We start from the raw sequence: 26398 nt of genomic DNA, 5'->3' as shown, positions 1-26398 counted from the left end.
TTTTTACTATTGTTTTCCTCTTCATAGCTATAATTTTTTATCTAAAGATTGCCAATAAGTTTAATATAATTGATAAACCTAATGATCGGTCTTCACATAGCATGATTACTATTCGGGGTGCCGGCATAATTTTTTATGTCGCATCGGTTACATATTTCATTACCAGTGACTTTCAGTATCCCTGGTTCTTTTTGGGTCTGACGTTATTAACTTATATTTCATTTTTGGATGACATTCGGGGCGTGAATCCTCCGGCAAGGCTTAGTGTACATTTAGTGTCGGTGTTATTAATGGCATATGAGTTTGGTATATTTAATTTTCCGTGGTATTTTCTTGTCTTGTCGTTTGTTTTTATTGTCGGTGTTATTAATGCCTACAATTTTATGGACGGAATCAACGGCATGACGGCCTTTTGCACATTAATTATGGGTGGGCTTTTAGCGTATGTTAATACGAAAGTAAACTACATTGAGCAAGATTTCTTAATCTATACATTATTAGGTGTGGTCGTTTTTGGATTTTTTAACTTTCGGAAAAAGGCCGTATGTTTTGCAGGAGATGTGGGTCCAGCTGTACTTTCATTTATGTTAGTGTTTGCGTTGGGTAAATTGATCCTAAAAACAGGGGATTTTACGTATATCCTTTTTCTTGGTGTATATGGCATTGAAATTGGTTGGTCTGTGGCCCGTCGTGTTTATCAAGGATATCATATTTTCGAACCGCATCGTACGTTTTTGCTTCACATGTTAAGCAATGAAGTTGGTTACAGTAGCTTGCTGGTCTCTTTGGGCTATGGTCTTTTTCAGTTGATTCTTGGCGCTTCAGTAATCTATATTGTCCAATTTGGCGCTATGGCGCAATGGTCTTTTGCCATTATTACTCTTTCCGGTATGAGTGCATTCTATCTGCTATTGAAACAATATATTTTTAATCATTATTATATCAAAGGTGAGGAGCGTTATGCTATCCGATATCGTCGTATCCGTATGATGCGGGCTCGTCGAAATAAGAAGGCATATCTTGTTCCAGAAGTCAAAATGGTTAAGGAAACAAAAATTATTGAAATGCCTCACAAAGAGAATCGGGAGTCCTTATTGCATAGTGGAGCCGGATCGTAATTTGGGAGGTATCCCTATTATAGGGTTCTCATACCCGTGATTTAGCGAACAAGTTTGGGTAGAATAAAAAAAGTATTAATTTTACCGCAACTTTTAGGAGGAGCGATGATGCAATCAGGATTAAGTTTTACAGCAATAGATTTCGAGACGGCTACTGCCAATCAAAATTCCGCGTGTGCCATTGGGCTGGTCGTTGTTGAACAGGGGATTATTGTAGAAGAATTTTATTCGTTGATTCAACCGCCTCAAAACCAATATATGTGGCAGACCACTCGTGTGCATGGTATTAAACCTAAAGATACAGCTCAGGCTCCCACATTCAAAGAATTGTTTCCTCGCATCTATCCTCTCATCAATAATCGGATCATGGTGGCTCACAATGAATTATTTGATCGTGGCGTTCTTCGTAAAACAATGGGGTATTATAACTTACCCTATGATCATTTGGGACTGATGGAAAAATGGGAGTGTACATTTAAGATTTATCAAGGGAAAGGCTTTAAGCCCGCACGACTAAATGCCTGCTGTGAAGTCTTGGGCATTGAACTAAACCATCATGAGGCCCTTTCAGATGCTCGTGCTTGTGCGCAGCTGTATCTGCGGCATGAAGGCATCCCTTCTTTGGCATAATATTTTACTTAAATATTAAGAACTAAATAGGACCGTAGCTTGTTATATTTATAAATTTTATCTTTGATAGATGAATGTAATTTCTCTATTCTTTTAAATTCAATTTGATTATGATAAATTTACCTGCTAGAGGTATGCGTGTTGGTATCACATTTAGTGCATTTGATTTACTACACGCAGGACATATCAAGATGCTTGAGGATGCTAAACGACAGTGCGATTATTTGATTTGTGGGCTACAGACAGATCCGACACTGGACCGGCCAGAGAAAAATAAACCTACCCAGACTGTTGTTGAACGCTATATTCAGCTGAAAGGTTGTAAATATGTCGATCAGATTGTTCCTTATGCTACCGAGCAGGACCTGGAGGATATTCTTCGGTCTTTTAAAATTGACGTTCGTATAGTCGGGGATGAGTATCGTGAGAAAAGTTTTACCGGTAGGCTTTACTGTGAAGAGAAAGGGATTGAATTATATTTTAATAGCCGGGATCATCGTTTTTCCAGCTCTGGCTTACGGAAGATTGTTGCCGAAGCGAATTTAGAAGATATTGCAAACTCTCATCAGCTAATAAAAAATAGATAATTGGATGAAAATAGGAATCACATTTGGCGTTTTTGATTTATTGCATGCCGGACATATTATGATGTTAGAGGAGGCAAAGAGACACTGTGATTATTTGATTGTAGGACTTAATACAGATCCTTCGGAGGTTTTTCCCGAAAAAGCGAAGCCAACACAGACTATTGTCGAACGTTATATTCAACTGGAGGGTTGTCGTTATGTCGATGAAATCATACCCTACGAAACCGAGCAAGATCTGATTGATATGATAAAAGCTTTGCCTATTCATATACGTATAATTGGAGAAGAATATCGGGATACAGATTTTTCAGGTCGTTCCTATTGCGTGGAGGAAAATATAGATATTTATTATAACAAACGTACACATCGCTTTTCGAGTGCAGGGTTGCGTAAAGTTGTTGCCGATAAAGAGGCGGAGAAAAAGTAATTTTATATGAGCAATATTATACATGTCGTTTTGACTGGGGGGGTGGGTAGTCGCTTATGGCCACTTTCACGTAAGAGTTACCCCAAGCAATATCTTTCCTTATTTAAAGAAGGATCTCTTTTTGAAATGACGATCAAGCGCAATCAATCGTTGTGCGGACAAGTTATTGTTGTCGGAAATCGTGACAATCATAGTCTGAGCAGGGAGGTAATGGAGAACAATAAGATAGACTATATTGATATTGTCGAAGCGACACCCCGGAACACGGCTGCGGCGATCGCATTTGCTGCTTTTGCAGCTCAGCCCGATGATATATTGATTGTGACACCTTCTGATCATGTGATTGTTGGGGATGACGCTTATGCGGCAGCAATTAAGGCTGGTATAGAAAAGGCGAACAAGGGGTATATTGTTACATTTGGTATACATCCGACGCGCCCAGAGACGGGATACGGTTATATTGAACATAAAGATGATAAGGTATTGTCGTTCCGTGAGAAACCGAATCAGGATACGGCTGAAGATTTTATTGAACGCGGCAACTTCCTTTGGAATTCGGGTATGTTCTGTTTTCGAGCGGATACATTTTTGACTGAATTGCAGACGTTCGAGCCTAAGGTATATGCGACGGCTTTCAATGCATGGCAGCATCGTCGGGATGGGGAGCTGGATTTAACGTTGTCCAAAGAGATCCCTTCGATTTCGATCGATTATGCTGTAATGGAGCGATCAAAAAAAATTCGCGTCGTGGCCACAAGTTTCCAATGGTCGGATTTAGGCTCCTTTGAATCGATGTATGACTATTTAAAACAAACGGGGCATCCTGTGGATGAAAATGGGAATATGGTTATAGGTACAGACATCTATACTGCGTTTGTCGGCCTACGTGATAGCATCCTCGTACATACTAAAGATGCCATTTTGATCTTGCAGAAAGAGAAATCGCAAGACGTCAAAAAGATATATAATACCCTTGAACGTCATCAATCCAAATTGATTGACTAAAAAAATTATTCAGGGAGCGGGCTAATTTTGCGCTCCCTATTCATATTCCCTTAACCTAAAATCATCTTTTTGTTAATTTCTTTTTCAGAAGAACTATTTGTTAACAATAAAATAATGAATGCTATTTTGTTGATTAGTAGGTTTTTATGAAATGTCCCTTGTTTGTCCCTAATGAACATTGGGGTATAATAGGTTCTCCTTTCTATATTTGGATATGGTTGATAATATAGTATTAACCGATGTATAAAAGCCATTTTTAATTTAATCAATATTTTATGACATCCGCCATAGCCATATCCATTTTACTTGTATTCGCACTTTATTTTTTTATGCGGAAGAAACAGTTAGAGCAACGATTCAACCGTAGCGTAGAGATGACCGTTAACTATATGTTTCAGGATCGTCCTGGGCAATACAGTGGTGACCGAAATGTTCGAAGCGGTGTATTTGTCTTTAAGGCCGAAAGGAATGATGATAAATTAAAAAATATTGTAATCCGTAAAGTAAAGCCGCTGAACTCGGCTTTAGGCGTTAATCTTGAGCAGATTTTGGTTATTCCATTTGAACAAAAAGATACACCCAATTCAGCTGTTTCGGTCCGATTTAAAGTTGTCAAGCGTGGAGCGCGGGTTGAAGATCTAAAAGGGGGGCGGGTAAGTATTTCGGGGGTGATGAACTTTGAACAGAGTCGATCCGAACCTTTTAGCGCAACCTTGCCTATTACAGATTTATACCAGGGTGTGAGTGTTTAATGAAATTGAACTCTTTGTTTTTACGTATTATAGGTGGGCACTTTGTTAAAGAATGCCCACTTTTTAATTAAATAAACAATGTTCCACGTGGATTTATTAAGTTCAAAGGGCTATATATGTTTGTGTATAACCGAGTTTAGGACCTATATTTCTCAAATTAAGATATCTTCGATATTAAATAACAATTTCTTAATTTGCATTAATTACTTGTATTGAGTACTTTTGTTACTCGATTTGTGCTAAACCATGCTGGAATCTTTAATTACATCTAAAACGCGATTAAAGTTGCTGATCAAATTTTTTGTGTCGGCAAGTAATCAGTCTCATTTGCGGGGGTTGGCTGACGAATTTCAGGAGTCTACGAATGCTATTCGAAAAGAACTAAATCAATTGTCAGAAGCGGGTTATTTAGAAAAGAGTACAGACAAAAACAAAATCCTATACCGAGCCAATACCAAACATTCCTTATTTAAACCAATACAAAAATTAATTCATACCTATTTGGGTATCGATGAAATTGTAGATAATATACTACAGCAGGCTGGAGATATCCAGGAGGTTAGCTTGATTGGAGACCATGCCGCAGGGGTGGATTCAGGAAAGATCGATGTGTTAATTTTGGGCGAAAATTTAAATCAGGCATATTTATTGCTGTTAGCGGACAAAGTTGGGGAGAAGCTAAAAAGGGAAATAGGAATTTGCTTCAATAGTTTGGATAAAAAACGAAAGATAGTTCTATTTGAAAGTAGTGAAAAACAAAAGGATAACATGCTTTGATTTTAATAACGCAATTTGCAAAAGCTTAGTCTGTAATCTATCTATTAATATATGAAGAAGAATTTAATTGTATTCGGTACCAGGCCAGAAGCTATAAAAATGGCTCCATTGGTAAAAGAGTTTCAAAAGGACAAATCTTTTGAAACAAAAGTATGTGTTACCGCACAACATCGTGAAATGTTGGATCAGGTTTTGGAATTTTTTGATATTACGCCTGATTATGATTTGAACTTAATGAAACCAAATCAGGATCTCTATTCATTGACAGCGGATATTATCACTGAGATGAAAGCGGTTTTGGAAGATTTTAAACCCGACTATGTTTATGTGCATGGGGATACAACGACGACTATGGCGTCTAGTATCGCAGCTTTCTATGCTGGGGCGCAGGTTTGCCATGTTGAAGCTGGGCTTCGTACGCACAATAAGCGCTCGCCATTCCCTGAGGAAATCAACAGACAGGTTGCCGGACGTATATGCGATTTTCACTTTGCTCCTACGGAGGCGTCACGTCAAAACTTATTACGTGAAAATATTCAGGATGTGGATATTTTAGTCACTGGTAATACAGTTATTGATGCTTTATTTGAAAGCTCAAATCGTGTAAAGGATTTGGAAAATAATGAAATTAATCGGTTGAAAGAGTTGGTTGACCCTGCGAAGAAATTGATTTTAGTGACAGGACACAGACGTGAAAACCACGGGCAGGGTTTTATTAATATTTGTCAAGCTTTAAAGGAAATTGCATTATTAAATACCGATGTACAGATTATTTACCCCGTGCATTTGAATCCAAACGTGAAGAAGCCTGTGTATGAGATTTTATCTGAGGTGAATAATATTCATTTGATTGATCCTTTAGCATATCCAGCATTTGTATGGTTAATGAATGAGTCTTACTTGATTATTACGGATTCAGGTGGTGTACAAGAAGAAGCGCCAAGCCTTGGTAAACCTGTGTTAGTTATGCGCGACACAACAGAGCGACCAGAGGCAGTTGATGCAGGTACAGTTATTCTTGTTGGTACTGATACTGACAAGATTGTTAAAGAAGCACAAGACCTTTTGAGTAATGTTGATCGATATCAACAAATGAGCGGATTACATAATCCTTACGGTGATGGTAAGGCATGTGAAAGAATTGTTAACTTTATTAAAAACTTAAAATAATCATATCAATGCAAGCAAAAGTAGTAACCGTTGGTTTAGGATATATTGGACTGCCTACTTCAGCATTAATCGCAAATAGTGGCATCGCTGTGCATGGAGTAGATATCTCTCAACATGTTGTTGACACAATCAATGCGGGAAAAATTCATATCGTCGAGCCTGACCTTGACAAGGCCGTAGCAGAAGCGGTTAGTAGAGGGTTTTTAAAAGCTGGAACTAAACCTGTTGAAGCAGATACTTACTTAATTGTAGTACCAACCCCATTCAAAGGAGATCACCAGCCTGATATTTCTTATGTTCAGGCAGCTACAGAAGGTATTATTCCTTTGTTGAAAGAAGGAGATTTATATGTGATTGAATCAACTTCCCCAGTCGGAACTACGGAAAAGATGATGGCTTTAATTTTTTCAAAACGTCCTGAATTGGAAGGTAAAATTTCGCTTGCTTACTGTCCTGAACGTGTTCTTCCTGGAAACGTAATGTACGAATTGGTGCATAATGACCGTGTTATTGGCGGAGTAAATGAGGCTTCCACTCAAAAAGCATTGGCATTTTATGGTCAGTTTGTAAAAGGAGAGTTGCATCCAACCAACGCGCGTACTGCCGAGATGTGTAAATTGACTGAAAATGCATCACGAGATTCTCAAATTGCGTTTGCAAATGAGCTTTCTTTGATCTGTGACAAAGCTGATATTAATGTATGGGATCTGATTCGTTTAGCGAATAAACACCCTCGCGTCAATATTTTGCAGCCAGGATGTGGTGTTGGTGGGCATTGTATTGCTGTCGATCCTTATTTCTTAACTGCGGATTTCCCAATGGAATCACGAATGATTGCTCAGGCTAGAGAAACAAATAATTATAAGTCTTTCTGGTGTGCTGAGAAAGTGAAAACTGCGCGTTTAGAGTTTGAAATTAAAAATGGCCGCCAGCCTTCTATCGCAATTATGGGCTTGGCCTTTAAGCCAAATATTGATGATTTAAGAGAATCGCCTGCAATCCATATTGCAGAACGAGTTCTACAAGACTCGGGGGATGCAGATATGTATATTGTTGAACCCAATGTACATGAGCATAAGGTTTTTAAGTTAACAGATTTTAAGGAGGCTATTGATAAGGCTGACATCGTTGTGTTTTTAGTAGCACATAATGAATTTAAAGCTTTGAAAATTTCGAAAGAAAAAGTTGTACTTGATTTTTGTGGAGTTACAAAATAAAATAATGTCAGTAGTATCGCGGATAAATAACCTTTCTGATATCAATAAAACAATATTAAAGTCGGGTTTTTGGATTCTATTTGGTACCATCATCTCCAAAGTATTGTTATTAGCTGCATCAATTATCATGGTGAAATTTGTTAATAAGAATATTTATGGAGAGTTTGGTATTGTTAAGTCTACTATAAATATGTTTACTGTTTTCGCTGGTATGGGATTAGGATTAACAACCACTAAATTTATAGCGCAATATAAATCAAGTGATACTCAAAAAACAGCGAGAATTATAGGACTGTCAAACCTGTTTTCAATAACATTGTGTATCTTGATGGGGGCACTCTTTATTATTTTCTCTAAAGATTTAGCATTGCAAATTAATGCGCCACATCTCAAAGATAGTCTAAAGATCGGTGCTATAATATTAGTTTTTAGTGGTTTGAATGGAGTTCAAAATGGAATACTAGGAGGGTTTGAAAAATTTAAGATCATTTCAGTAAACTCAATTATTGCATCAATATTTTCAACGATTTTACAAGTTGTAGGGGCTATTTTCTGGGGGTTAAATGGAATTATTGTAGGGTTCGGAATAAACTTTTTAATACTCTTTTTATTGAATCAATTAAGTATATTGAAAATTGTTCAGAATGGGTATAGATACAAAATTTTTGATAAAAGAAATTTTGAAGAGCTACCTTTAATTTGGCGTTTTAGTGTTCCTGCTGTGTTGTCTGGGCTTATGGTGAGCCCAGTGGTGTGGGTTACTAACAACTTCTTGGTAAATTCTCCAGACGGATATCATGGTATGGCAGATTTTGATATCGCGAGTCAATGGCGTGCGACTGTTCTATTTATTCCAACGGCATTGTCGCAAATTGTCTTACCTATGCTTTCTTCTTCGAAAAAGCAGGACTTTAATATTATATTGAAGAAGAATTTATTATTGAATTTTGCTGTATCGTCTATTGTTGTTATAGGACTTAGTTTATTTTTGCCTATTTTAATTAAATTGTACGGAAATGGTTATGACACAGCTAGATATCCTATTTTTATTATGCTAATAACAACAATATTTATAGCAGTAAATAATATTGTAGGAAATGCAATTGCTAGCATGGACAAAATGTGGCTTGGCTTTTTTACAAATTTTGTTTGGGCGATAGTTCTAATTTCTGCTAGTTATTATTTGGTTTCTTATAAAGGCTTTGGAGCAATAGGATTATCATATGCGTATTTAATTTCATATGTTTCACATTCTATTGTTCAGTTTCTTATCTTTAAAATATATCTTTCCAGTAATTTGAAAGCAAATTAGGTTGTCATCTCGCGAATACGTAAACCTAATTATAAAATATTATTAAACATTTTTTTATTTAAACGCTAGTCAATTTAAGAAATTTCTAAATGTATGGCAAAGAAAGTACTTTTTATAGCACCAAGCTCATTTCCTGTTAATTCCCCCGAAGCGATAGTAAACATTAAATTGTTAGAATTGCTAAGTAATAATGGCTATGAAATAGATTTGATATCTAAAAAAATTAAATGGAGTAATTATCCATCAGATCAGTCTTTAGATGAGTTAAATGTAAAAGTCAGAAAAAATATCGTTGTTGAGGTTGATAATACTTTGAACTTAAGAACGCTATGGCAACATTTTTATGTGTATTTAGTTTTTGGGATTGTTTTTAAGGGTGCACACTGGGCTCTTGAAGTGTTAAAAAATAAGTCTTTTTTTGAAAATACAGAATATGAATATGTGATTACAAAAGACTCACCAAGCTTTCTATTAGGTTATTATTTGAAAAAGAAATATGGATTAAAATGGATTGCTACTTGGAATGATCCTTATCCTTCTGTTAAATATCCCTTTCCTTACGGACAAGGTTTGAATGGTAAGTTACCATTTTATAGTAATCGGATTATTAAATTAATGAAGCAGGCGGATAAGCATATTTTTCCTAATTTAAGGTTGAAGAACTATATGTTGAAGTATTTAAATGTTGACGAAGGGAAAACTTTGGTAATTCCGCATCTCGCTTCGGCAAAAACAAATGTTAAAAAATCTTCAAGTAATGATTTGAGATTTGTACATTCGGGCAATGTACGCTCTCCTAGAGACCCAAAACCAATTGTAAAAGCATTTCTCCAATTTGTATCAGAAGGAAGTTGTAGAGGTGATGTTCGTCTTGATTTTATTGGAGTATTCGATGACGAGCTCAAAAAAATGGTCCTAGAACTTGATCACAATAATCAAATCAATTTGTTAGCGCCTGTTGATTATAAGAAAAGCCTAGATATGCTAAGAGATTACGATGTTGCACTTATAATAGAAGCGCCATGTGAAGAAGGAATTTTTTTACCAACCAAAGTCGGTGATTATATGTCCAATAATACACCGATTTTTAGCATAAGCCCTTCAGTAGGTATTTTGAAAGACCTATACGATAAAAACTATGTTCAGTATTTCGCAGATGTTGGTAATTCTGATGAGATCTTTAACGAATTTAGTAAAATATATGATGATTTTAAAAAGGGAAAGTTGTTTAAAAGTAATTTCTTGGAGGAATATAATGGGGAGAATATTTTAAAATTATATAATTTATTGTAATAATGTTAATATATCTTGTAACATTCATTCTTTGTATCCTAATGGATTATTTACCCACAAGGCAATTTTTCTTGTTGAAACGGGTATTTCTAATATGGCTATATATATTTTTATGTTTTGGTTACACAGTAGGAACTGATTGGCGAAATTACGAAAATTTATATAATGATTCCTTTGACCAAGAATTACTTGATAGAAATTTTGAGCAAGCTTCATATTATCTTATATATATAGCAAGAAAAATTATTCCGGATTTCTGGTTATATTTAGGTTTAGTTAAGTGTATTTATCTTTATTCCATTCTAAAATTTATCAAAAGATTTACCGTAAATCAGTTTTTAAGTATAGCTGTATTATTGAATTATAACCTCTTGTTTATGTTGGTTGATAATCCTTTGAGGTTTATGCAAGGATCAATCATTTTGGTTTGGTGCACAGGATATCTTTTGGATAAGAAATACACGAAATTCTTGCTGTTTTCTCTATTATCTTTGCTATTTCATATTTCATTGGTAGTTCCGGTTCTCCTATCCTTGTTAGTCCTTTTTAAGGATAAAATTATTCATAAATCAAATGTAACTTTATCCTTTTGGTATCTGATAGCCTTTGTGTTCAGCTTCTTTCCGAATATTTTGAACGAATTTTCTGTTTTTTTTGCAAATCAATTTCCTGCATTAGCTTACAAATTGCTAAATGCGTACGCTGTTGAATCAAATGAAGGTGCATTTACGATAGGCTCCTTTGTAATGATTATATTGTTTTTCGTATTACTTTATCACAGAAAAACTATTTTAGCGAATAAAAATGGTGATATTCTTTTCTTCTATTCTTTATTTTATCTCTATCTATCTCGTGTACTTTTGATTTTTCCAACTGGCTTTAGGCTTAGTTTATATTTTGGGCTCTTTTTTGCAATTTGTTTAGTTGTTATTATAACATCAGGGAGTTTAAAAGTTAAATATGCATTATTTATTTTAATTGGGTTAACAATTTCTAAAACATTGTGGAGCAGTTTTCAATATCTTCCATATACAAACAGTATCTATTACATTTTGACTTCGGAACATTTACCGAGAAGTTATAGAGATAACTTAAACAAAGAAGAGTATTATAGGCGAACTGGAGAGCAAGTTAAAAGTAGGGCGGGGATTGATTAATAATTTTGAAATTTATATAAATATGATGAAGTGTTTAAAGAAGTTTGTTTTTTTAGTACTTTTCTTGCAGGTCTTTTTTTCTTTTGATGTCCTCTCTCAAACGAAAACACCAGTGTACATTGGAATGGCTGGATTGAATAATCTTCAAGAGAGATATATCCAGCAAAATAGTCTAAAAAAAATTTTTGTTTTTTATCAAAAAGATGTGTCAAAAAATGGTATGACTCTCGATAGTGATCTTTTTCAAAAGAATATTTTGAATAGAATTTCTTCAGGGCAAAAAGGAATAGCAATTATTGATTGGGAAGGATTGGCTTTCGATGCGTTAACAAGTTCTGATGAAAGAAAAGCAAGCGCAATTGTAAGCGAATTTATTAAGGCTCTCGAATTAGCGAAACAACTTCGGCCTAATTTACAATGGGGATTCTACGGCCTCCCAATCAGAACATTTAAAGGCGATAATAGGAACTGGAGAAACATTAATACTCGATTGGCGCCAATATTTAGAAGATCTGATATAATTGCACCATCGTTATATATGTATAATTCAAATCCTAAAGTATATAATCTTAATTCACCCCAAGCAGAGAAGGGAACTGGTGACTATCTTTATTTAAACCTCGATTATGCTTTGGAACTAGGAAGTACTTATAATAAAGACGTTTATCCATTTATATGGCACAAGAGAAATTCAGGAGATCGACAAGAAGCATTGTCACTTATTCCTATTGATACTTTTGGAACATATGTTAAAATGATTAATTCTCGTTCGGCTTTTGGTAAGAAGATTAAGGGAGTGATTTGGTGGGATAATGCAAAGTATTATTATTTAAATAGGAATAAATATCCCGTTGTATTGAAAGAATATTCCAATGTGAAAAATGTGGAGCAATATAATCTTGATATTTTTAAAAAATATTATAACGCAATAAAGTAAAAGATTAAAATGCTTGATTTTGTGTAAATATCATAATAGAGTAAAAATGAAAAAAAAAGTTTTAATAATTTATAATAAAGTCTGGTCTTACAGGGAAAGAATTTTTGAATTAATAAATGAGGAATTTGATTTAACGGTCGGATATTCTGATGAAAAATTCTTGGGGAAAGAGTATTCTTTCAAAACGATTTTTCTACCAGTAAAAAAAAGAGGACCTTTTGAATTTCATAAAGATAATTTAGCTGAACTTTCTTCAAAATACGATGTTGTGATTGGAATATCGAACCTACGATGGTTGAATTTGGCTTTGTTATGCTTGAAAAGAAACAGGAAATTTCGAATAGGTTATTGGGGGATAGGTGTCACTGCGTCGTATGAAAATGCTTTCGATTCAAAAAGTACTTGGGACAAATTCAGATTTTTTGTTTCAAAAAAATCCGACTTTACCATATTCTACAGTTCTTACCCACTCGATAGATATTTGAGAGCAGGAATATCTAAAGATAAACTATTTGTTGCACATAATACTACTCAGATTGAACATTCGTCAATGCCAGATAGTACCAATAAGAACGATTTTCTTTTTGTCGGAACACTGTATCCGCAAAAAGGTATTCAAGAGTTATTAAATGCCTATTATGAGCTGTACCTTAGTAGGAAAGATAGTCCGAAATTGTTGATAGTGGGAGATGGTCCAGAAAGAAAGAAAATCGAAGATTTTGTGAAGGAAAAACAATTAATTGATCGGATCGTTCTATTCGGAAGTATATATGATCCGAAAGAACTTTCTCAAATATTTAACCAATCTTTGGCATGTATCTCCCCAAATCAAGCTGGGCTTTCCGTTTTAAATGCTATGGGGAATGGAACTTCCTTTGTGACGCGTGAGGACGCAATTACAGGCGGAGAAATTTTCAATATCGAAGACAAACATAACGGCATTATATATAAACAGAACGAAAGTTTAACTGACGTAATGAAATGGATAATAGATCATAAACAGGAAGTTCAAAAAATGAACGAAAGAGCTTATGATCATTATATAAATAATAGGACTCCAGAAATGATGGCAGGGGAGATAAAAAAGGCAATTTATCAATCGTTAAAGTAAATAAGAAAATGAAATCGTTAGTTCGTGCGTTATATCGAAGGGTTAAAATGTTTTTTTTTAGGAACCTCTATGGACTAAAGGGTGTTCATAAAACTTTTTATATGGGGGGAAAGTCTACCTTAGCTAAGGATCTTATAGCGGATGAATATTCTTTTATTGGCCCTGGTTGTGTAATTTATTCGAAAGTAAAAATAGGCAAATATTCTATGTTGGCACCTGAAGTAAAAATCGTAGGTGGTGATCATTTCTATAAAAATCCCAAAAAGCCAATAATCTTCTCGGGAAGAGAGAAGGAGTTAGAAACAATAATTGGAGAAGACGTTTGGATTGGATATGGTGCTTTTATAAATAGAGGGGTGAAAATAGGAAATGGAGCAATTGTTGCTGCATACTCTGTTGTTACAAAAGATGTTGAGGCATATACAATAGTTGGTGGTGCACCAGCTAAGTTTATTAAAAATAGATTCAATGAACAGGAAATAGAACAGCATAAACAAATGTTACAAGAAACTTTGAAAATAACTATTAACGATTATACAAGATAATGCAACAAATAAAAAATAAGATACTTCTAATTACCGGAGGTACAGGTTCTTTTGGAACAGCTGTTTTAAATCGCTTTTTGGAAACGGACCATTTTAAGGAGATACGTATTTTTTCTCGCGATGAAAAAAAACAAGATGACATGCGCAATCTATATAGGAATGATAAGATCAAGTATTATATAGGGGATGTAAGAGAATATACTTCAGTTGAGCCTGCCACACGAGGTGTGGATTATATTTTCCATGCAGCGGCATTAAAGCAAGTTCCATCATGTGAGTTCTTCCCAATGCAAGCTGTTAAGACAAATGTGGAAGGTACCCAAAATGTGATTCGCGCAGCATCCTCCAATGGGGTGAAAAAAGTAATCTGCCTAAGTACAGATAAAGCGGCCTACCCAATTAATGCCATGGGTATCTCCAAGGCAATGATGGAGAAAGTAGCTGTAGCTGAGGCTCGTAATTTGACGGATACCGTTGTATGTTTAACACGCTACGGGAATGTAATGGCTTCTAGAGGTTCTGTAATTCCTTTATTCTTAAATCAGATCCAAAAGGGAGAGCCTATTACAATCACTGATCCAAATATGTCTCGTTTCTTCATGTCTCTTGAAGATGCCGTAGATTTAGTATTATTTGCATTTGAACATGCTAATCCTGGTGACTTATTCGTAAACAAAGCTCCTGCTGGCTCCATTGGTGATTTGGCAAAAGCTTTAATTGAATTGACGGGCAAAGAAGTGCCAATTAAAATTATCGGTACGCGTCATGGAGAAAAGCTTTACGAAACGCTTTGTACACGAGAAGAGATGTTGAAAGCAGAGGACATGGGGGATTTTTATCGTGTGCCAGCAGATAATCGTGACCTAAACTATGCAAAGTATTTCTCCGAAGGAGAGGAAGATGTATCCAAGATTGAAGATTATCACTCGCATAATACCGAGCAGCAAGGGGTTGAAGGCTTGAAAGCGCTTGTGTCAAAATTACCTTTGATTCGTAAGGAAGTGTTCGGTGAAGATGTAATGCAATATCCTTATTAGTTTTTATTATGATTAATTTTATTCAAGGAGGCATTGCTAAAGACCATCGGGGTCAGATTCGTTTTGTGAATGATTTCGATATGTCGTTGGTAAAACGTTTCTACATAATTAAAAATACTGATCTTGATTTGATTCGAGGTTGGCGCGCTCACCGAATGGAACAGCGTTGGTTTTATGTGCTATCGGGTAAGTTTTCGGTTGATGTTGTCAAAATAGATGACTGGAATCAAGCATCTACTGATCTTTCTGTGGAAAAAATTATACTCGAATCTGTAGAAAATCGTGTATTGCACTTATCGCCGGGTTATGGAACAGCCTTTCAGGCATTGGAACCAAATTCTGAATTATTGGTTTTTGCGGATTATGGTATTGAAAATGCTCAAAATGACGACTTTACATATCCATTGGAATATTTTATAAATAGAAAATAACTTGTTTTAATATGAAGATTGGGATAACAGGCCAGAATGGATTTGTAGGCCGCCATCTGTACAATACAATCGGACTGCACGATACAGAATTTGAGCGAATAGACTTTGACAAAAGTTTCTTTGAAAGCGACGCTGAACTGGATAAATTTGTAGCACAGTGTGACGTAATTGTCCATTTGGCAGCAATGAACAGACATGAAAGCGAGCAAGTCATCTATGAAACGAATGTTGGTTTGGTAAACAAACTGGTGGGATCATTAGAAAGAACAGGTTCAAAGGCTCATGTATTGATTTCATCTTCTACACAAGAAGAACGCGATAATCTTTATGGGCGTTCCAAACGAGAGGGGCGTGAGACATTAATGTCTTGGGCAGAAAAAAATGGGGCTAAATTGACAGGATTATTGATTCCAAATGTCTTTGGTTCTTTCGGTAAACCTTTTTATAACTCTTTTATAGCAACATTTTGCCATCAGCTCACACACGGAGAAACTCCTACCATCGCTACTGATGGTCAGGTGGGTTTGATCTATGTTCAAGAACTGGTCGATTTTATCGTTGAACAAATTCGAAAAGCAACGCACAACCCTTTGTGTATCGTTGAACCAACCTCAACAAAAAAGGTTTCGGAAGTGTTGGGAATTCTTGAAAATTATAGAAATTTGTATCTGTTAAAAGGAGAAATTCCTGTGTTGAATGATCGTTTCGAACTCAATTTATTTAATACATATCGGTCATTCATAGATCATCGTGCAATTTATCCGCGCAAATTCCAGTTACATACAGATCCGAGAGGTACATTCGTGGAAATAATTCGCATGGGTATAGGCGGGCAGTCGTCCTACTCAACCACTGTCCCTGGGATTACAAGAGGTAACCATTTCCATACGCGTAAAATAGAGCGTTTTGCTGTAATACAGGGAAAAGCGCGGATCCAATTACGTAAAATGGACAGTGATGAGGTGATGGACTTTTACCTGGATGGGACTGAACCTTCTTATGTAGATATGCCAATTTGGTACACACATAATATAACAAATATTGGTGATGAGGAACTGATTACCATGTTTTGGATTAATGAACCTTATGATCCAGCAGATCCGGATACCTATTTTTTAGAAGTATAATTAAATAAAAGCCTTTGAGCTAAATTAAATATGAAAAAACTAAAAGTAATGACGGTCGTTGGCACACGACCAGAGATTATTCGATTATCGAGAGTATTGGCAGCATTGGACGCTTCAGATGCGGTAGATCACATTATCGTACATACAGGACAAAACTATGATTACGAATTAAACCAGATCTTCTTTGAGGACTTGGGACTACGTAAACCGGACCATTTCTTGGAGGCTGCTGGAAAAACAGCGACAGAAACAGTCGGAAATATATTGATCAAAATAGATCCTTTGTTGGAAGAGTTACAGCCTGATGCATTTTTAGTATTGGGGGATACAAACTCTTGTCTATGTGCGATCCCAGCGAAAAAACGCCATATACCTATTTTTCACATGGAGGCGGGTAATCGTTGTTTTGATCAACGGGTGCCAGAAGAGACCAACCGTAAAATTGTTGATCACACGGCTGACGTTAATTTGACTTATTCGGATATTGCAAGGGAGTATTTATTGCGTGAAGGTTTGCCTGCCGACCGCATTATAAAAACAGGATCCCCAATGTACGAAGTGTTGAATCATTACTTGCCGGAGATTGAAGCATCGGATGTATTGTTAAAATTAGGCTTAGAGGAACGTAAATTTTTTGTTGTGTCTTCACATCGCGAAGAAAATATCAACAATGAGAAAAATTTTAGAGGCTTAATGGAGTCTTTGAATACAATCGCCGAACAATACGGTTACCCTGTGATTGTGTCAACCCATCCGCGTACACGTAATATGCTTGACAAGATGCAGATCGAAATGCGTCCTGAAATACAGTTCTTGAAACCGTTGGGATTTCATGATTACAACGCTTTGCAGATGCGCTCATATGCCGTATTATCGGATTCAGGAACAATTTCAGAGGAATCTTCCATCCTAAATTTCCGTGCATTAAATATCCGTCAAGCACATGAAAGACCTGAGGCAATGGAAGAAGCATCTGTGATGATGGTCGGATTATCTCCTGAACGTGTATTGCAAGGACTGACACAAGTTTTAAGACAAGAGGTGGGTGAGAAGCGTAACTTCCGTCAAGTGGCGGACTATTCAATGCCAAATGTGTCCGAAAAGATGGTTCGCATTATACTTTCCTATACCGATTACATTAGAAGAGTCGTTTGGTCTGAGCAGATTTAATCGGATGAAAAAGATTGTCGTAATATCGGAACTCTTTTATCCAAACAAGACATCGACTGCATTTATCATGACTGAGATTGCCCGGTATCTGGCCAAGAAGAATAAAGTAATGGCTATTTGTTCGGATATCGCATACGATGCAAATATTGAAGAACAGGACAATAGCTATCTTGGTGCGGTAGAGTTGGTAAAGGCAAAGGCTCCTAAAGTTGATAAAAATAAAACATTCAGTCGTTTGTGGGGAAGTCTATTTACGACTCTTTCCTTTGGAAAATTAGTTATTCAAAAAGTAAAGAAAGGGGATACGGTGTTTGCTGTTACAAACCCCTTTCTCCTTGTGTTAACGATGGCTTTAATCAGAATTTTTAAAAATTTTGATTATGTGCTTTTAGTGCATGATGTTTTTCCCGAAAATGCTGTTCCCGCTGGATTAACAAATCCGAACGGACTTGTTTATAAACTTTCAAAACGTATTTATGACTGGGCCTATTCCAAAGCTGATCGGTTAATTGTACTGGGGCGGGACATGAAGGAACTGGTTGATGCCAAGGTCAAAGGTGAAAAAGAAAGTGTGGTAGTGGAGAATTGGTTTGATGAAGATCTAACTTTTAACCATACGGCTGACAGAGATCAATACCTGGGCATTGATACGACCAATAAGATTGTTATTGGCTTTGCCGGAAATATTGGTCGGGTACAGAATCTTGAAGAATTTCTAGAAGTATTTTCTACCGTTAACACAGATAGAATAATTTTGGTATTGATTGGTGAAGGTGCTAAAAAAGAAGCTTTAGAACATATCATTCAGACCAAAAAACTTCAAAATGTACTGTTGCTTGGCAACAAACCTAGATCTGAGCAGTCTACTTTTTTGTCTTGTTTTGATATCGGATTAATTACGTTATCCCGTGGTATGTATGGGTTAGGGGTTCCGTCAAAAACATATAATTTATTGGCTTTTGGAAAACCAGTTCTGTATATCGGAGATCAGGGGTCTGAATTAGACCGTTTAGTCACTGAATCGTCTGTAGGCTGGTCATTTAACTGGGAAAAGCCTGACGAAATTCGTACGTTTTTAAGTACATTAGAAAATTTGGACGGAAGCTTTGGGCAGAATGCAAAGACATTAGCTCAAACACAATATAGTGCAGAAGTCATACTGTCCAAATTGGAAAGAAACATTTTAAATGAAAACTAGCATTTTAGGAGCCTCAGGGTTCATAGGTCAGCACCTATTGAAAAAAATAACCCAATCACATGCAGTCTCCTTGAGAGACGAAAGTTGGCGAGATCAATTGGTAGAGAGTGAGATCCTGGTTAATCTCATTGGTAAAGCCCATGATCATCAGGGAACTGCTACCGAAGCGGATTATTGGAATGCAAACGTGAAATTAACACAAGAAATTTATCATGCTTTTGTGGCATCTAACGCAAAACTACTTATTCATGTAAGCTCTTTGGCCGCATTAGAAGAGTTTGACTCGGATGTACCTTTGACTGAAAAAGAGCCATGTCGCCCCGTCTCTTGGTATGGAAAATCCAAAAGGGAAGCTGAGGAATGGCTTTTGGACCAGCAGCTACCGATAGGTAAGAAAGTTCTGATTATTCGGCCACCTATGGTTCATGGGGAGGGAGATAAAGGAAATTTAGGCTTGCTTTATAAGTTAATTTCTAAAGGTATTCCTTATCCACTATCTTCTTTTGATAACAGTAGATCATTTATTTCCATTGAAAATTTTTGTTTTTTCATCGAGAAGATGATCGTTGGAAACGAAGAAATGAAAGCAGGTATCTATCATGTTGCTGATGATGAGGCGCTTTCGACCAAAGAAATTATTCACATTATTCAGCGTGTTACTGGTCGAAAAACCATTAATCTTGCATTACCCAAAGCTTTAGTGCAATTTGTGGCTAGATTAGGCGATAGCATTCCTATTCCATTAAATACAAAACGTCTTAAGAAGCTGACAGGGAATTTATTGCTTAGCAATGCTAAAATAAAATCGGCTTTAGCGATTACTAATTTACCCTGCTCTGCTGCGGAAGGATTGGAAAAGACCATCCGCTCTTTTAATGTTAATATTAAACATCAGTAAAATATGAGTTATTTATTTGTCTTCATTCTGTTATTTATACTTGAGCTAATTTACTTTAGAATAGCAGATCGCTTTAATATTATCGATAAGCCAAATGAAAGATCTTCGCATTCTTCGATTACATTGCGGGGTGGGGGGATAATCTTTTATTTCGGATCATTGATCTATTTCGTGACATCGGGCTTTCAATATCCATGGTTTTTCTTGGGGTTAACCATGATGACCCTAATTTCTTTTTTGGATGATATTTTTACATTATCCAATAAAATCCGACTACTGATCCATTTTTCGTCCGTGTTACTGATGGCCTATCAACTGGAGTTATTCGGTATGCCCTGGTATTATTTGCTCATTGGCTTTATAGTCGTCGTCGGCGTGATAAACGCCTATAACTTTATGGACGGAATTAATGGTATTACTGCGTGTTATAGCTTGGCAGTCGGCGGATTACTGCTTTTGGCTAATTATAAGCTTCATTTTATTGCACAGGATCTACTTATCTATACATTATTGGGGGTTTTGGTGTTTACCTTCTTTAATTTTAGAGCTAAAGCCAAATGCTTTGCTGGTGATGTTGGGGCCGTAGCTATAGCATACACATTACTGTTTGGGTTGGGGACATTAATTCTCTCAACGGGAAATCTAATTTATATTTTATTTCTAGTCGTTTATGGGGTAGATGCAGTATGGACTATTGTGCGACGTTTATACCGCAAAGAAAATATTTTTGAAGCGCACCGCTCGCATTTATATCAATTTTTGGGCAATGAAGCTGGCGTAAATAAATTGTTGATCTCATTTTTATATGGCTTGGTTCAGTTCGGGATCGGTTTTTTTGTTATCCAATTAGCCAGCAAAGATTTGCCAACGCAGCTCTTATTTTCTTTCGCTATTGTATTGGGGCTAAGTCTTGTTTATTTGGTGCTCAAAACATATGTCATTAAGAAGTTCGTATCCCAGCAATCTTAATCTTTATCTTTCCCGACAAATCTAGAATAGGTTTGAACAATTGGGAAAAAGAAAGCCTCCTGTGGAGCATATTTGAAATAACGTTTAAAACTAGACCATAATCGATATGCTCCATCGGGCTGTGCGGAAAGCGCAGTAATTTTTCCATCCTCAAAGCGCGGATCATAAAATCCAAAATTGCCTGAAAACCAAATTTCATTCAACATCCATTCTGGGTCTAATTCTTTTGGGTAAGGAAATGGGAGAGCCGTTGATGGAAGACTTAGGTATTTAACCAATAGGGCATGGAGAACGTGTACCCAGTTCAGAACACCTGTATCCGAATATATTTTTTTTAAGGCTTCGGAGTCAATCTGGGATGTATAAGTATAATAAAGGCGTGCTGAATCACAAAGCTGGCGCAAACCTATGCCAAAAGCAAGAAGATGTTTTAAGATATGGATATTAACCTGAAATAGCTGTAACTCTGGAGCGAGCAATTTGATAGGTGTATCCATGACGGATAGCGTTTGATATTTATCTTTATATTTTTGTTTTAATCTGTTTAGATAAGAAGCCTTAAATGGATTTTGTATATCAAACAATTTTTTGTGATGCTCAATATGTACATTATCCCAATCGTAGTCTAAACTAAAACCTGCTAGATCTGTGTATATAATATTTTTTTCCTTTAAAAAATTTCTAGCATGTTCATAGCCTTTATCTTCAAAATACCAATCAATATCGCCGCTCATACGCCGTAGTGGATTTAAATAACAACTTGCTACACCTTGACCTTTTTGTAATATTGGTTGGAGACCTTTTGAACTAAAAAAATGATATTGATCAGCAATAACTGAATTCATCTGCTGGTTAAATCGTTCGATTTTGTCAACACGCACTGTCCATTTGAGGCGTAAGGAATAAGGTGGAAGCTGCTCTTCTTCTAGAAATGAGAAACTATCATAGATCACACCTTCTACGGTATGGTTTATCGCGTACTTATGCAACTGTAACCATTCTTGCTCAGATAGAGGATAGTCAAGTTTTAATTTCCCTTCTCCCCATAATCCAATACGTAATAACTGTAAAAAAATTTCTCTGAGTGGTTTTTCCATTAATTTGTCAATATATCCAAATATAGTAAATAATGAATTATACTATATAAACTACGCTGTTTTATCTTAAAGTGATGTTTGGCAAAAACTGATTAAGTAAGATAGTATGTTTAAGAAATGATTTTATTGGTAATTATTTGGTAACTAGTTTTTTGTAAAAATATCTATTGTGGATGAACGCAAAAAGTAAATTTAGGCATAAAACTTGCTAGGGAGAGAGCATTCTCAATAACGCCATATAAATATGGTATATTTAGAATATTGTGGAGAAAAAAATATATTTTTGTCTCAAATCAATGAAATCAATTTATAATTTAAAAAGCGCATGCGTTTAGTTTCGAAATATGGTTTATTATTAGGCCTTTTTATAATGGTGCTAATTATGTTTAGCTCCTGCGGCTCCCGGAAAAATATGGTTTATTTACAACCTGATTCAGTTCAAATTAACACTATTTATGAGCAATATGTGCCGAAAATTCAACCCAGTGATATTTTAACTGTTGTTGTTTCGGCGGCTGATCCGAAAGTAACGGCTCCATTTAATCCGCTAAGTACTATGGCTACGAGTAATTTGACTCAACAGGTTGATTTAGCTTTACGTCCGACTTATACGGTTGATGATAAAGGTGATATTGTTTTGCCTATGTTAGGAAGAGTTCATGTAGCAGGACTAACACGTATTGAAGCTATCGAAAAAATACGTGCTGATTTGGGGCAATATATTAAAGATCCGGGTGTAAATATTAATTTTAATAACTTTAGAGTCTCTGTTTTGGGGGAAGTGGCGAGGCCAGGATCTTTTATAATGCCAACCGAGCGTGTGACTGTTCTGGAGGCCCTAGGCATGGCGGGGGATCTAACAATTCGTGGGGTTCGTGAAAATGTGATGTTAATTCGAGAGATAAACGGGGTTAAAACCGTTCATAGATTGGATTTAACACAGCAAAATACATTGAATTCTCCATACTATTACTTAGCACAAAATGATGTTATCTATGTTGAACCAAACAAATCCCAAATTAATAATTCCAAATTAGGTAGCAATACGAATGTTATAATCTCGATTGCGGGCCTATTAATCACGGTAATTTCGGTACTGACTCGTTAAAATAATTCATGGAACAGAGAACGATACAAACAAAAGATAATCAAAACGAAGAAGATGTTAATTTAAGACAACTATTTGAACAATATATTTATTATTGGAAGTGGTTCGTCATTGCGATTGTTTTAGCCCTAGGCTTGGCTCTTCTATATTTGAGGTATGCGCAAAAAACCTATAATACAACAGCAAAAATTTTGTTGAAGGATGAAAAGAGTGCTTCTGCAGGAGAGCTTGCTGGTATTGCCGAGCTGACAAGTAGTTTAGGATTTGGGGGGACACGAGCAGCTTTTGTCACAGATCAAATTGAAGTTCTTTCTTCGAGAAGGCTAATGCGTAAAGTTGTTGACCAGCACCATCTTAATATCATTTATTCCGTTAGAGGTAAAATACGGGCATCTGAATTCTTAGAAAACGAAATGCCGTTTGTTTTACAACTTCAAGGTGAACAAGATAGTATATTGGCAAATTTACGTGTTGGTATGGCTGATGGGAGGCAATTAAAAGTAACCGACCCGAAATCTGGAAAAAAGCAATCGATAAATTTTGACACACTTTTTAAAATTGGAAACATTCATGGAATATTTCGTCGCAATATTTCGAGTAAATTAGATTTGAATTCAGATTATGAAATTACTATTATTCCGAAAAATAGAGCAGTCGATGCTAATTTAGCTGCACTGAACATTTCCCCAAGTAAAGAGATGCAATCGTACATCGTTAATTTTGCGATGACATCAACTATGAGGAAGAAAGCAGAGCTAATTATTAATACCTTGATTGATGTATATAATTCCGATTTGACAAATGATAAATCCAGAACCACGAAAGCCACATCAGATTTCATCAATAAACGTTTATTGATAATCTCCAAGGATTTATCAGGGGCAGACGAGGAAGCAGCTGAATTTAAATCTTCGAATGCTATGGTCGATATGGCTGCCGAGGCGGGTGTTTTCTTGAATACTGCATCTGATAATGATAAAAAAGTACTAGAGTATAGAACTCAGCTACAGCTAGTTGATCATATGAATGATTATTTGAAAAACCAAGCTGTGGGTAAGCTTTTGCCGTCAAATATAGGGCTGCAAGACGTTTCAATCGGTACTGCGATTACAGAATATAACAAATTAGTATTGGAACGTGATGATTTATTAAAATCAGCATCAGATCAAAATCCGGCTGTCGTAGCATTAAATGAAAATATCACTGAGAGCGATAAAAATATACGGCAATCGCTTAAGAACTATCAAAAAGTTACACAGTTAGCTTTAAATAGTATACAGCAAAAATCCAATGAAATTAAGAGTAGAATAAGTTCAATTCCAAGCCAAGAGCAGGGCTTCAAGAAAATTTCAAGACAACAGCAAATTGTTGAATCTCTCTACCTTTTATTGCTACAAAAACGTGAAGAAAGTGAAGTTAAGGCGGCGGCTACCCCTGATAATTTAAAAATTATTGATGCTGCGTATGGTAACGGAATTCCAGTTTCGCCTAGGAAACTTGTAGTTATACTTGGAGCATTGATTATTGGGTTTTTAATTCCATTTGCTATCTTATATTTGAAATTTTTATTGGATAATAAAATTCATTCTCGAAAAGATATTGAAGATATCGTTAAAGTGCCTGTTCTTGGGGAGATTCCTACAGCGGAGGATACTATTGTCCATTTAAATGATCGTTCTTCTCTTGCTGAAGCTTTTCGGATTTTGCGTACCAATATGAATTTTATGTTTGGCGTTGATAAAAAGGATGCCTCAAAGGTTGTGTTTGTTACATCAACAATATCTGGTGAAGGGAAGTCTTTTGTGACTACTAACCTGGCGCAAATTTTATCCATGTCTGGAAAAAGGGTCGTGCTAATAGGTGCGGATATAAGAAGTCCGAAAGTGTTAGATTATTTAGGCCTATCTCATCTTCAGCACACTAATGTGGGGATTACTCAATTCTTGATCAATCCAGATATGGATGTTGATAATATTATTATTAAGAAACCGGGGAACTATGATTTTGACGTGATTTATTCTGGATATATCGCACCCAATCCTGCTGAATTATTGATGAATGGTCATTTTGATGATGTGATTAAATATGCACGTGAACATTATGACTACATTCTAGTGGATACAGCCCCAGTTAGTTTAGTAACAGATACGCTATTAATTGCGCATAATGCTGATTTAACATTATATGTTTCCCGTGTAAACTATCTGGATAAACGTTTGTTGCAGGTGCCGCGCGAGTTGTACGTCGATGGTAAGTTGAAAAACTTAGCAGCGGTAGTAAATGATGTAGATTTTGCTCGTGGTTATGGTTATGGTTATGGCTACGGTTATGGTTATGGTGACAAAGGGAAAAAGAAAACAGGTTTTGCAAAAGTATGGCAAGACCTCAAAGATCGCTTAAATATAAAATAAAAGAGCTTTATAAAGTATTTTGGCCTTATTGTTGTAGAATCCCAAATCGATGAGTCGGTTTGGGATTCTTATTTTTATAATATTTATCAATGAAAGGCGTTTTGTTTTATAGACGTAATACTAATCAATTTCAATGAGCAAACTAAGGGTAACCCGAATAAAGGAACTCATGTGGACTGAACAAATAAGCTCTATTAATATATATATATCGATGAAAAAACAATTTTTATCTGCTGTAGTAGGACTATTCTTTTTAGCGACAGGATCTGTGTCAGCACAATTTTCTCGTCCCATTAGTGTTGGTGCCGGTGCCGGAACTTCATTTAATCTGACCGACTTGGGTAATGTGGAAGCCAAGTTTGCATTCTATGGCGAGGTGGATTACTTAGTTACGCCGTATATCTCAGTTGGATTACACGGTGAGAAGGGTACATTAGCGGGAAATGGTTACGAAAGTGATTTTAAAAATAGATATTTTGCAGGAAATGTCAATGGAAAAGTCCGATTGGGGCAGTTTCTTGATAATGCACATAATTATAGTTACTATACTTTAGAAGCGAGCACCTTTTCACGTATACTTTCTAATATTTATATTGGTGCCGGTGCTGGCTTAGTAAAAAATAGGATCTCAACACATTTATCTCCTGAATATCGTGAAGCAATTACAAATCAAGGGGGAGAGTTTTCGGATAAAGTTGGCCAAGTTCACTTTGTTCTCCCTTTAAATGTAGGCTTGGATATACCATTCGGTAGAACCTTGTATGGACCTCAATTTGCCATTAATGTAAACTATCAGCATACATTGACATTCAATGATAATCTTGATGGGATCATCAATAAAAATAATGATCAATACGGCCTTATTTCAGTGGGTGTAAAATATGGATTATTTAACCGTAAATAAGCAAAGCAAA

Annotated in this window: 25 protein-coding genes and 1 pseudogene; 25 read left to right on the top strand and 1 reads right to left on the bottom strand. The window is 36.0% G+C overall.

The genetic code is table 11. The features are described 5' to 3' along the window. Positions 1-101 precede the first annotated feature (101 nt). The 22 genes and pseudogenes from B3600_RS19500 (at position 102) to B3600_RS19395 (ending at position 20868) form a co-directional block, all read left to right on the top strand. On the top strand, positions 102-1118 hold the full coding sequence (locus tag B3600_RS19500) for a UDP-GlcNAc--UDP-phosphate GlcNAc-1-phosphate transferase (protein ID WP_286754122.1): 1017 nt from the start codon (positions 102-104) through the stop codon (positions 1116-1118). Between the two features lie 105 nt (positions 1119-1223). Then, complete coding sequence (locus B3600_RS19495; protein WP_286754121.1) at positions 1224-1748, top strand: 3'-5' exonuclease; 525 nt, start codon at positions 1224-1226, stop codon at positions 1746-1748. Positions 1749-1858: 110 nt separating this feature from the next. Then, positions 1859-2335 carry an adenylyltransferase/cytidyltransferase family protein gene (locus tag B3600_RS19490; protein ID WP_286754120.1) on the top strand — a complete coding sequence of 159 codons (477 nt, stop codon included), beginning with the start codon at positions 1859-1861 and terminating at the stop codon, positions 2333-2335. Positions 2336-2339: 4 nt separating this feature from the next. Then, the gene (locus tag B3600_RS19485; RefSeq protein WP_286754119.1) at positions 2340-2762 is read left to right on the top strand and encodes an adenylyltransferase/cytidyltransferase family protein; all 423 of its coding nucleotides are present in this window, start codon (positions 2340-2342) and stop codon (positions 2760-2762) included. A 6-nt stretch (positions 2763-2768) separates the two neighbouring features. Further along, positions 2769-3767, top strand: coding sequence for a mannose-1-phosphate guanylyltransferase (locus B3600_RS19480; RefSeq protein WP_286754118.1), 999 nt, complete (start codon positions 2769-2771; stop codon positions 3765-3767). Positions 3768-4042: 275 nt separating this feature from the next. Then, on the top strand, positions 4043-4519 hold the full coding sequence (locus B3600_RS19475) for a hypothetical protein (RefSeq protein WP_286754117.1): 477 nt from the start codon (positions 4043-4045) through the stop codon (positions 4517-4519). A gap of 246 nt (positions 4520-4765) precedes the next feature. Continuing rightward, positions 4766-5296, top strand: coding sequence for an ArsR family transcriptional regulator (locus B3600_RS19470; RefSeq protein WP_286754116.1), 531 nt, complete (start codon positions 4766-4768; stop codon positions 5294-5296). A 51-nt stretch (positions 5297-5347) separates the two neighbouring features. Beyond that, positions 5348-6466, top strand: a complete 1119-nt coding sequence (wecB, locus tag B3600_RS19465) for a non-hydrolyzing UDP-N-acetylglucosamine 2-epimerase (protein ID WP_286754115.1) — start codon at positions 5348-5350, stop codon at positions 6464-6466. Between the two features lie 8 nt (positions 6467-6474). After that, the gene (wecC, locus tag B3600_RS19460) at positions 6475-7683 is read left to right on the top strand and encodes a UDP-N-acetyl-D-mannosamine dehydrogenase (RefSeq protein WP_286754114.1); all 1209 of its coding nucleotides are present in this window, start codon (positions 6475-6477) and stop codon (positions 7681-7683) included. Between the two features lie 4 nt (positions 7684-7687). Further along, positions 7688-8995: an oligosaccharide flippase family protein gene (locus B3600_RS19455; RefSeq protein WP_286754113.1), complete on the top strand. Its 1308-nt coding sequence runs from the start codon at positions 7688-7690 to the stop codon at positions 8993-8995. A gap of 93 nt (positions 8996-9088) precedes the next feature. Next, complete coding sequence (locus B3600_RS19450) at positions 9089-10288, top strand: hypothetical protein (RefSeq protein WP_286754112.1); 1200 nt, start codon at positions 9089-9091, stop codon at positions 10286-10288. Positions 10289-10329: 41 nt separating this feature from the next. Continuing rightward, a complete protein-coding gene (locus B3600_RS19445) occupies positions 10330-11445 on the top strand; it encodes an EpsG family protein (RefSeq protein WP_286754111.1) in 1116 nt (371 codons plus the stop codon). Positions 11446-11467: 22 nt separating this feature from the next. After that, on the top strand, positions 11468-12382 hold the full coding sequence (locus tag B3600_RS19440; protein WP_286754110.1) for a hypothetical protein: 915 nt from the start codon (positions 11468-11470) through the stop codon (positions 12380-12382). 46 nt (positions 12383-12428) lie between these two features. Beyond that, positions 12429-13493, top strand: a complete 1065-nt coding sequence (locus tag B3600_RS19435) for a glycosyltransferase family 4 protein (RefSeq protein ID WP_286754109.1) — start codon at positions 12429-12431, stop codon at positions 13491-13493. Between the two features lie 299 nt (positions 13494-13792). Then, positions 13793-13975: pseudogene (locus B3600_RS25640) on the top strand (DapH/DapD/GlmU-related protein); the annotation flags it as partial. Between the two features lie 62 nt (positions 13976-14037). After that, positions 14038-15075 (top strand): polysaccharide biosynthesis protein, encoded by a 1038-nt coding sequence (locus B3600_RS19425; protein ID WP_286754107.1) that lies wholly within the window; start codon positions 14038-14040, stop codon positions 15073-15075. An 8-nt stretch (positions 15076-15083) separates the two neighbouring features. Then, positions 15084-15506 carry a WxcM-like domain-containing protein gene (locus B3600_RS19420; protein ID WP_286754106.1) on the top strand — a complete coding sequence of 141 codons (423 nt, stop codon included), beginning with the start codon at positions 15084-15086 and terminating at the stop codon, positions 15504-15506. An 11-nt stretch (positions 15507-15517) separates the two neighbouring features. After that, entirely contained in the window at positions 15518-16633 is a 1116-nt protein-coding gene (locus B3600_RS19415) for an NAD-dependent epimerase/dehydratase family protein (protein WP_286754105.1), read from the top strand. 30 nt (positions 16634-16663) lie between these two features. Next, complete coding sequence (gene wecB / locus B3600_RS19410) at positions 16664-17803, top strand: non-hydrolyzing UDP-N-acetylglucosamine 2-epimerase (RefSeq protein ID WP_286754104.1); 1140 nt, start codon at positions 16664-16666, stop codon at positions 17801-17803. Between the two features lie 4 nt (positions 17804-17807). Then, positions 17808-19001: a glycosyltransferase family 4 protein gene (locus B3600_RS19405; RefSeq protein WP_286754103.1), complete on the top strand. Its 1194-nt coding sequence runs from the start codon at positions 17808-17810 to the stop codon at positions 18999-19001. Then, on the top strand, positions 18991-19899 hold the full coding sequence (locus tag B3600_RS19400) for an NAD-dependent epimerase/dehydratase family protein (protein WP_286754102.1): 909 nt from the start codon (positions 18991-18993) through the stop codon (positions 19897-19899). The genes B3600_RS19405 and B3600_RS19400 overlap by 11 nt, the downstream gene beginning before the upstream one ends. A 3-nt stretch (positions 19900-19902) precedes the next feature. Further along, the gene (locus B3600_RS19395; RefSeq protein WP_286754101.1) at positions 19903-20868 is read left to right on the top strand and encodes a UDP-GlcNAc--UDP-phosphate GlcNAc-1-phosphate transferase; all 966 of its coding nucleotides are present in this window, start codon (positions 19903-19905) and stop codon (positions 20866-20868) included. On the opposite strand, the gene B3600_RS19390 is transcribed toward B3600_RS19395, so the two are convergent. Beyond that, positions 20865-21965, bottom strand: a complete 1101-nt coding sequence (locus tag B3600_RS19390; protein ID WP_286754100.1) for a nucleotidyltransferase family protein — start codon at positions 21963-21965, stop codon at positions 20865-20867. The two genes, B3600_RS19395 and B3600_RS19390, sit on opposite strands and share 4 nt — an antisense overlap. 325 nt (positions 21966-22290) lie before the next feature. On the opposite strand from B3600_RS19390, the gene B3600_RS19385 reads away from it, so the two are divergent. From B3600_RS19385 to B3600_RS19375, 3 genes are all read left to right on the top strand, one after another. Beyond that, positions 22291-23073 carry a polysaccharide biosynthesis/export family protein gene (locus tag B3600_RS19385; RefSeq protein ID WP_286754099.1) on the top strand — a complete coding sequence of 261 codons (783 nt, stop codon included), beginning with the start codon at positions 22291-22293 and terminating at the stop codon, positions 23071-23073. A gap of 8 nt (positions 23074-23081) precedes the next feature. Beyond that, the gene (locus B3600_RS19380; RefSeq protein ID WP_286754098.1) at positions 23082-25484 is read left to right on the top strand and encodes a GumC family protein; all 2403 of its coding nucleotides are present in this window, start codon (positions 23082-23084) and stop codon (positions 25482-25484) included. A 211-nt stretch (positions 25485-25695) separates the two neighbouring features. Continuing rightward, entirely contained in the window at positions 25696-26388 is a 693-nt protein-coding gene (locus tag B3600_RS19375; protein ID WP_286754097.1) for a hypothetical protein, read from the top strand. Positions 26389-26398: the final 10 nt, after the last annotated feature.

Origin of the sequence: Sphingobacterium sp. UBA2480 (assembly GCF_002341965.1) — a bacterium.
Taxonomy (GTDB): Bacteria; Bacteroidota; Bacteroidia; order Sphingobacteriales; family Sphingobacteriaceae; genus Sphingobacterium; species Sphingobacterium multivorum.
This window is presented reverse-complemented; position numbering and strand designations above follow the sequence as displayed.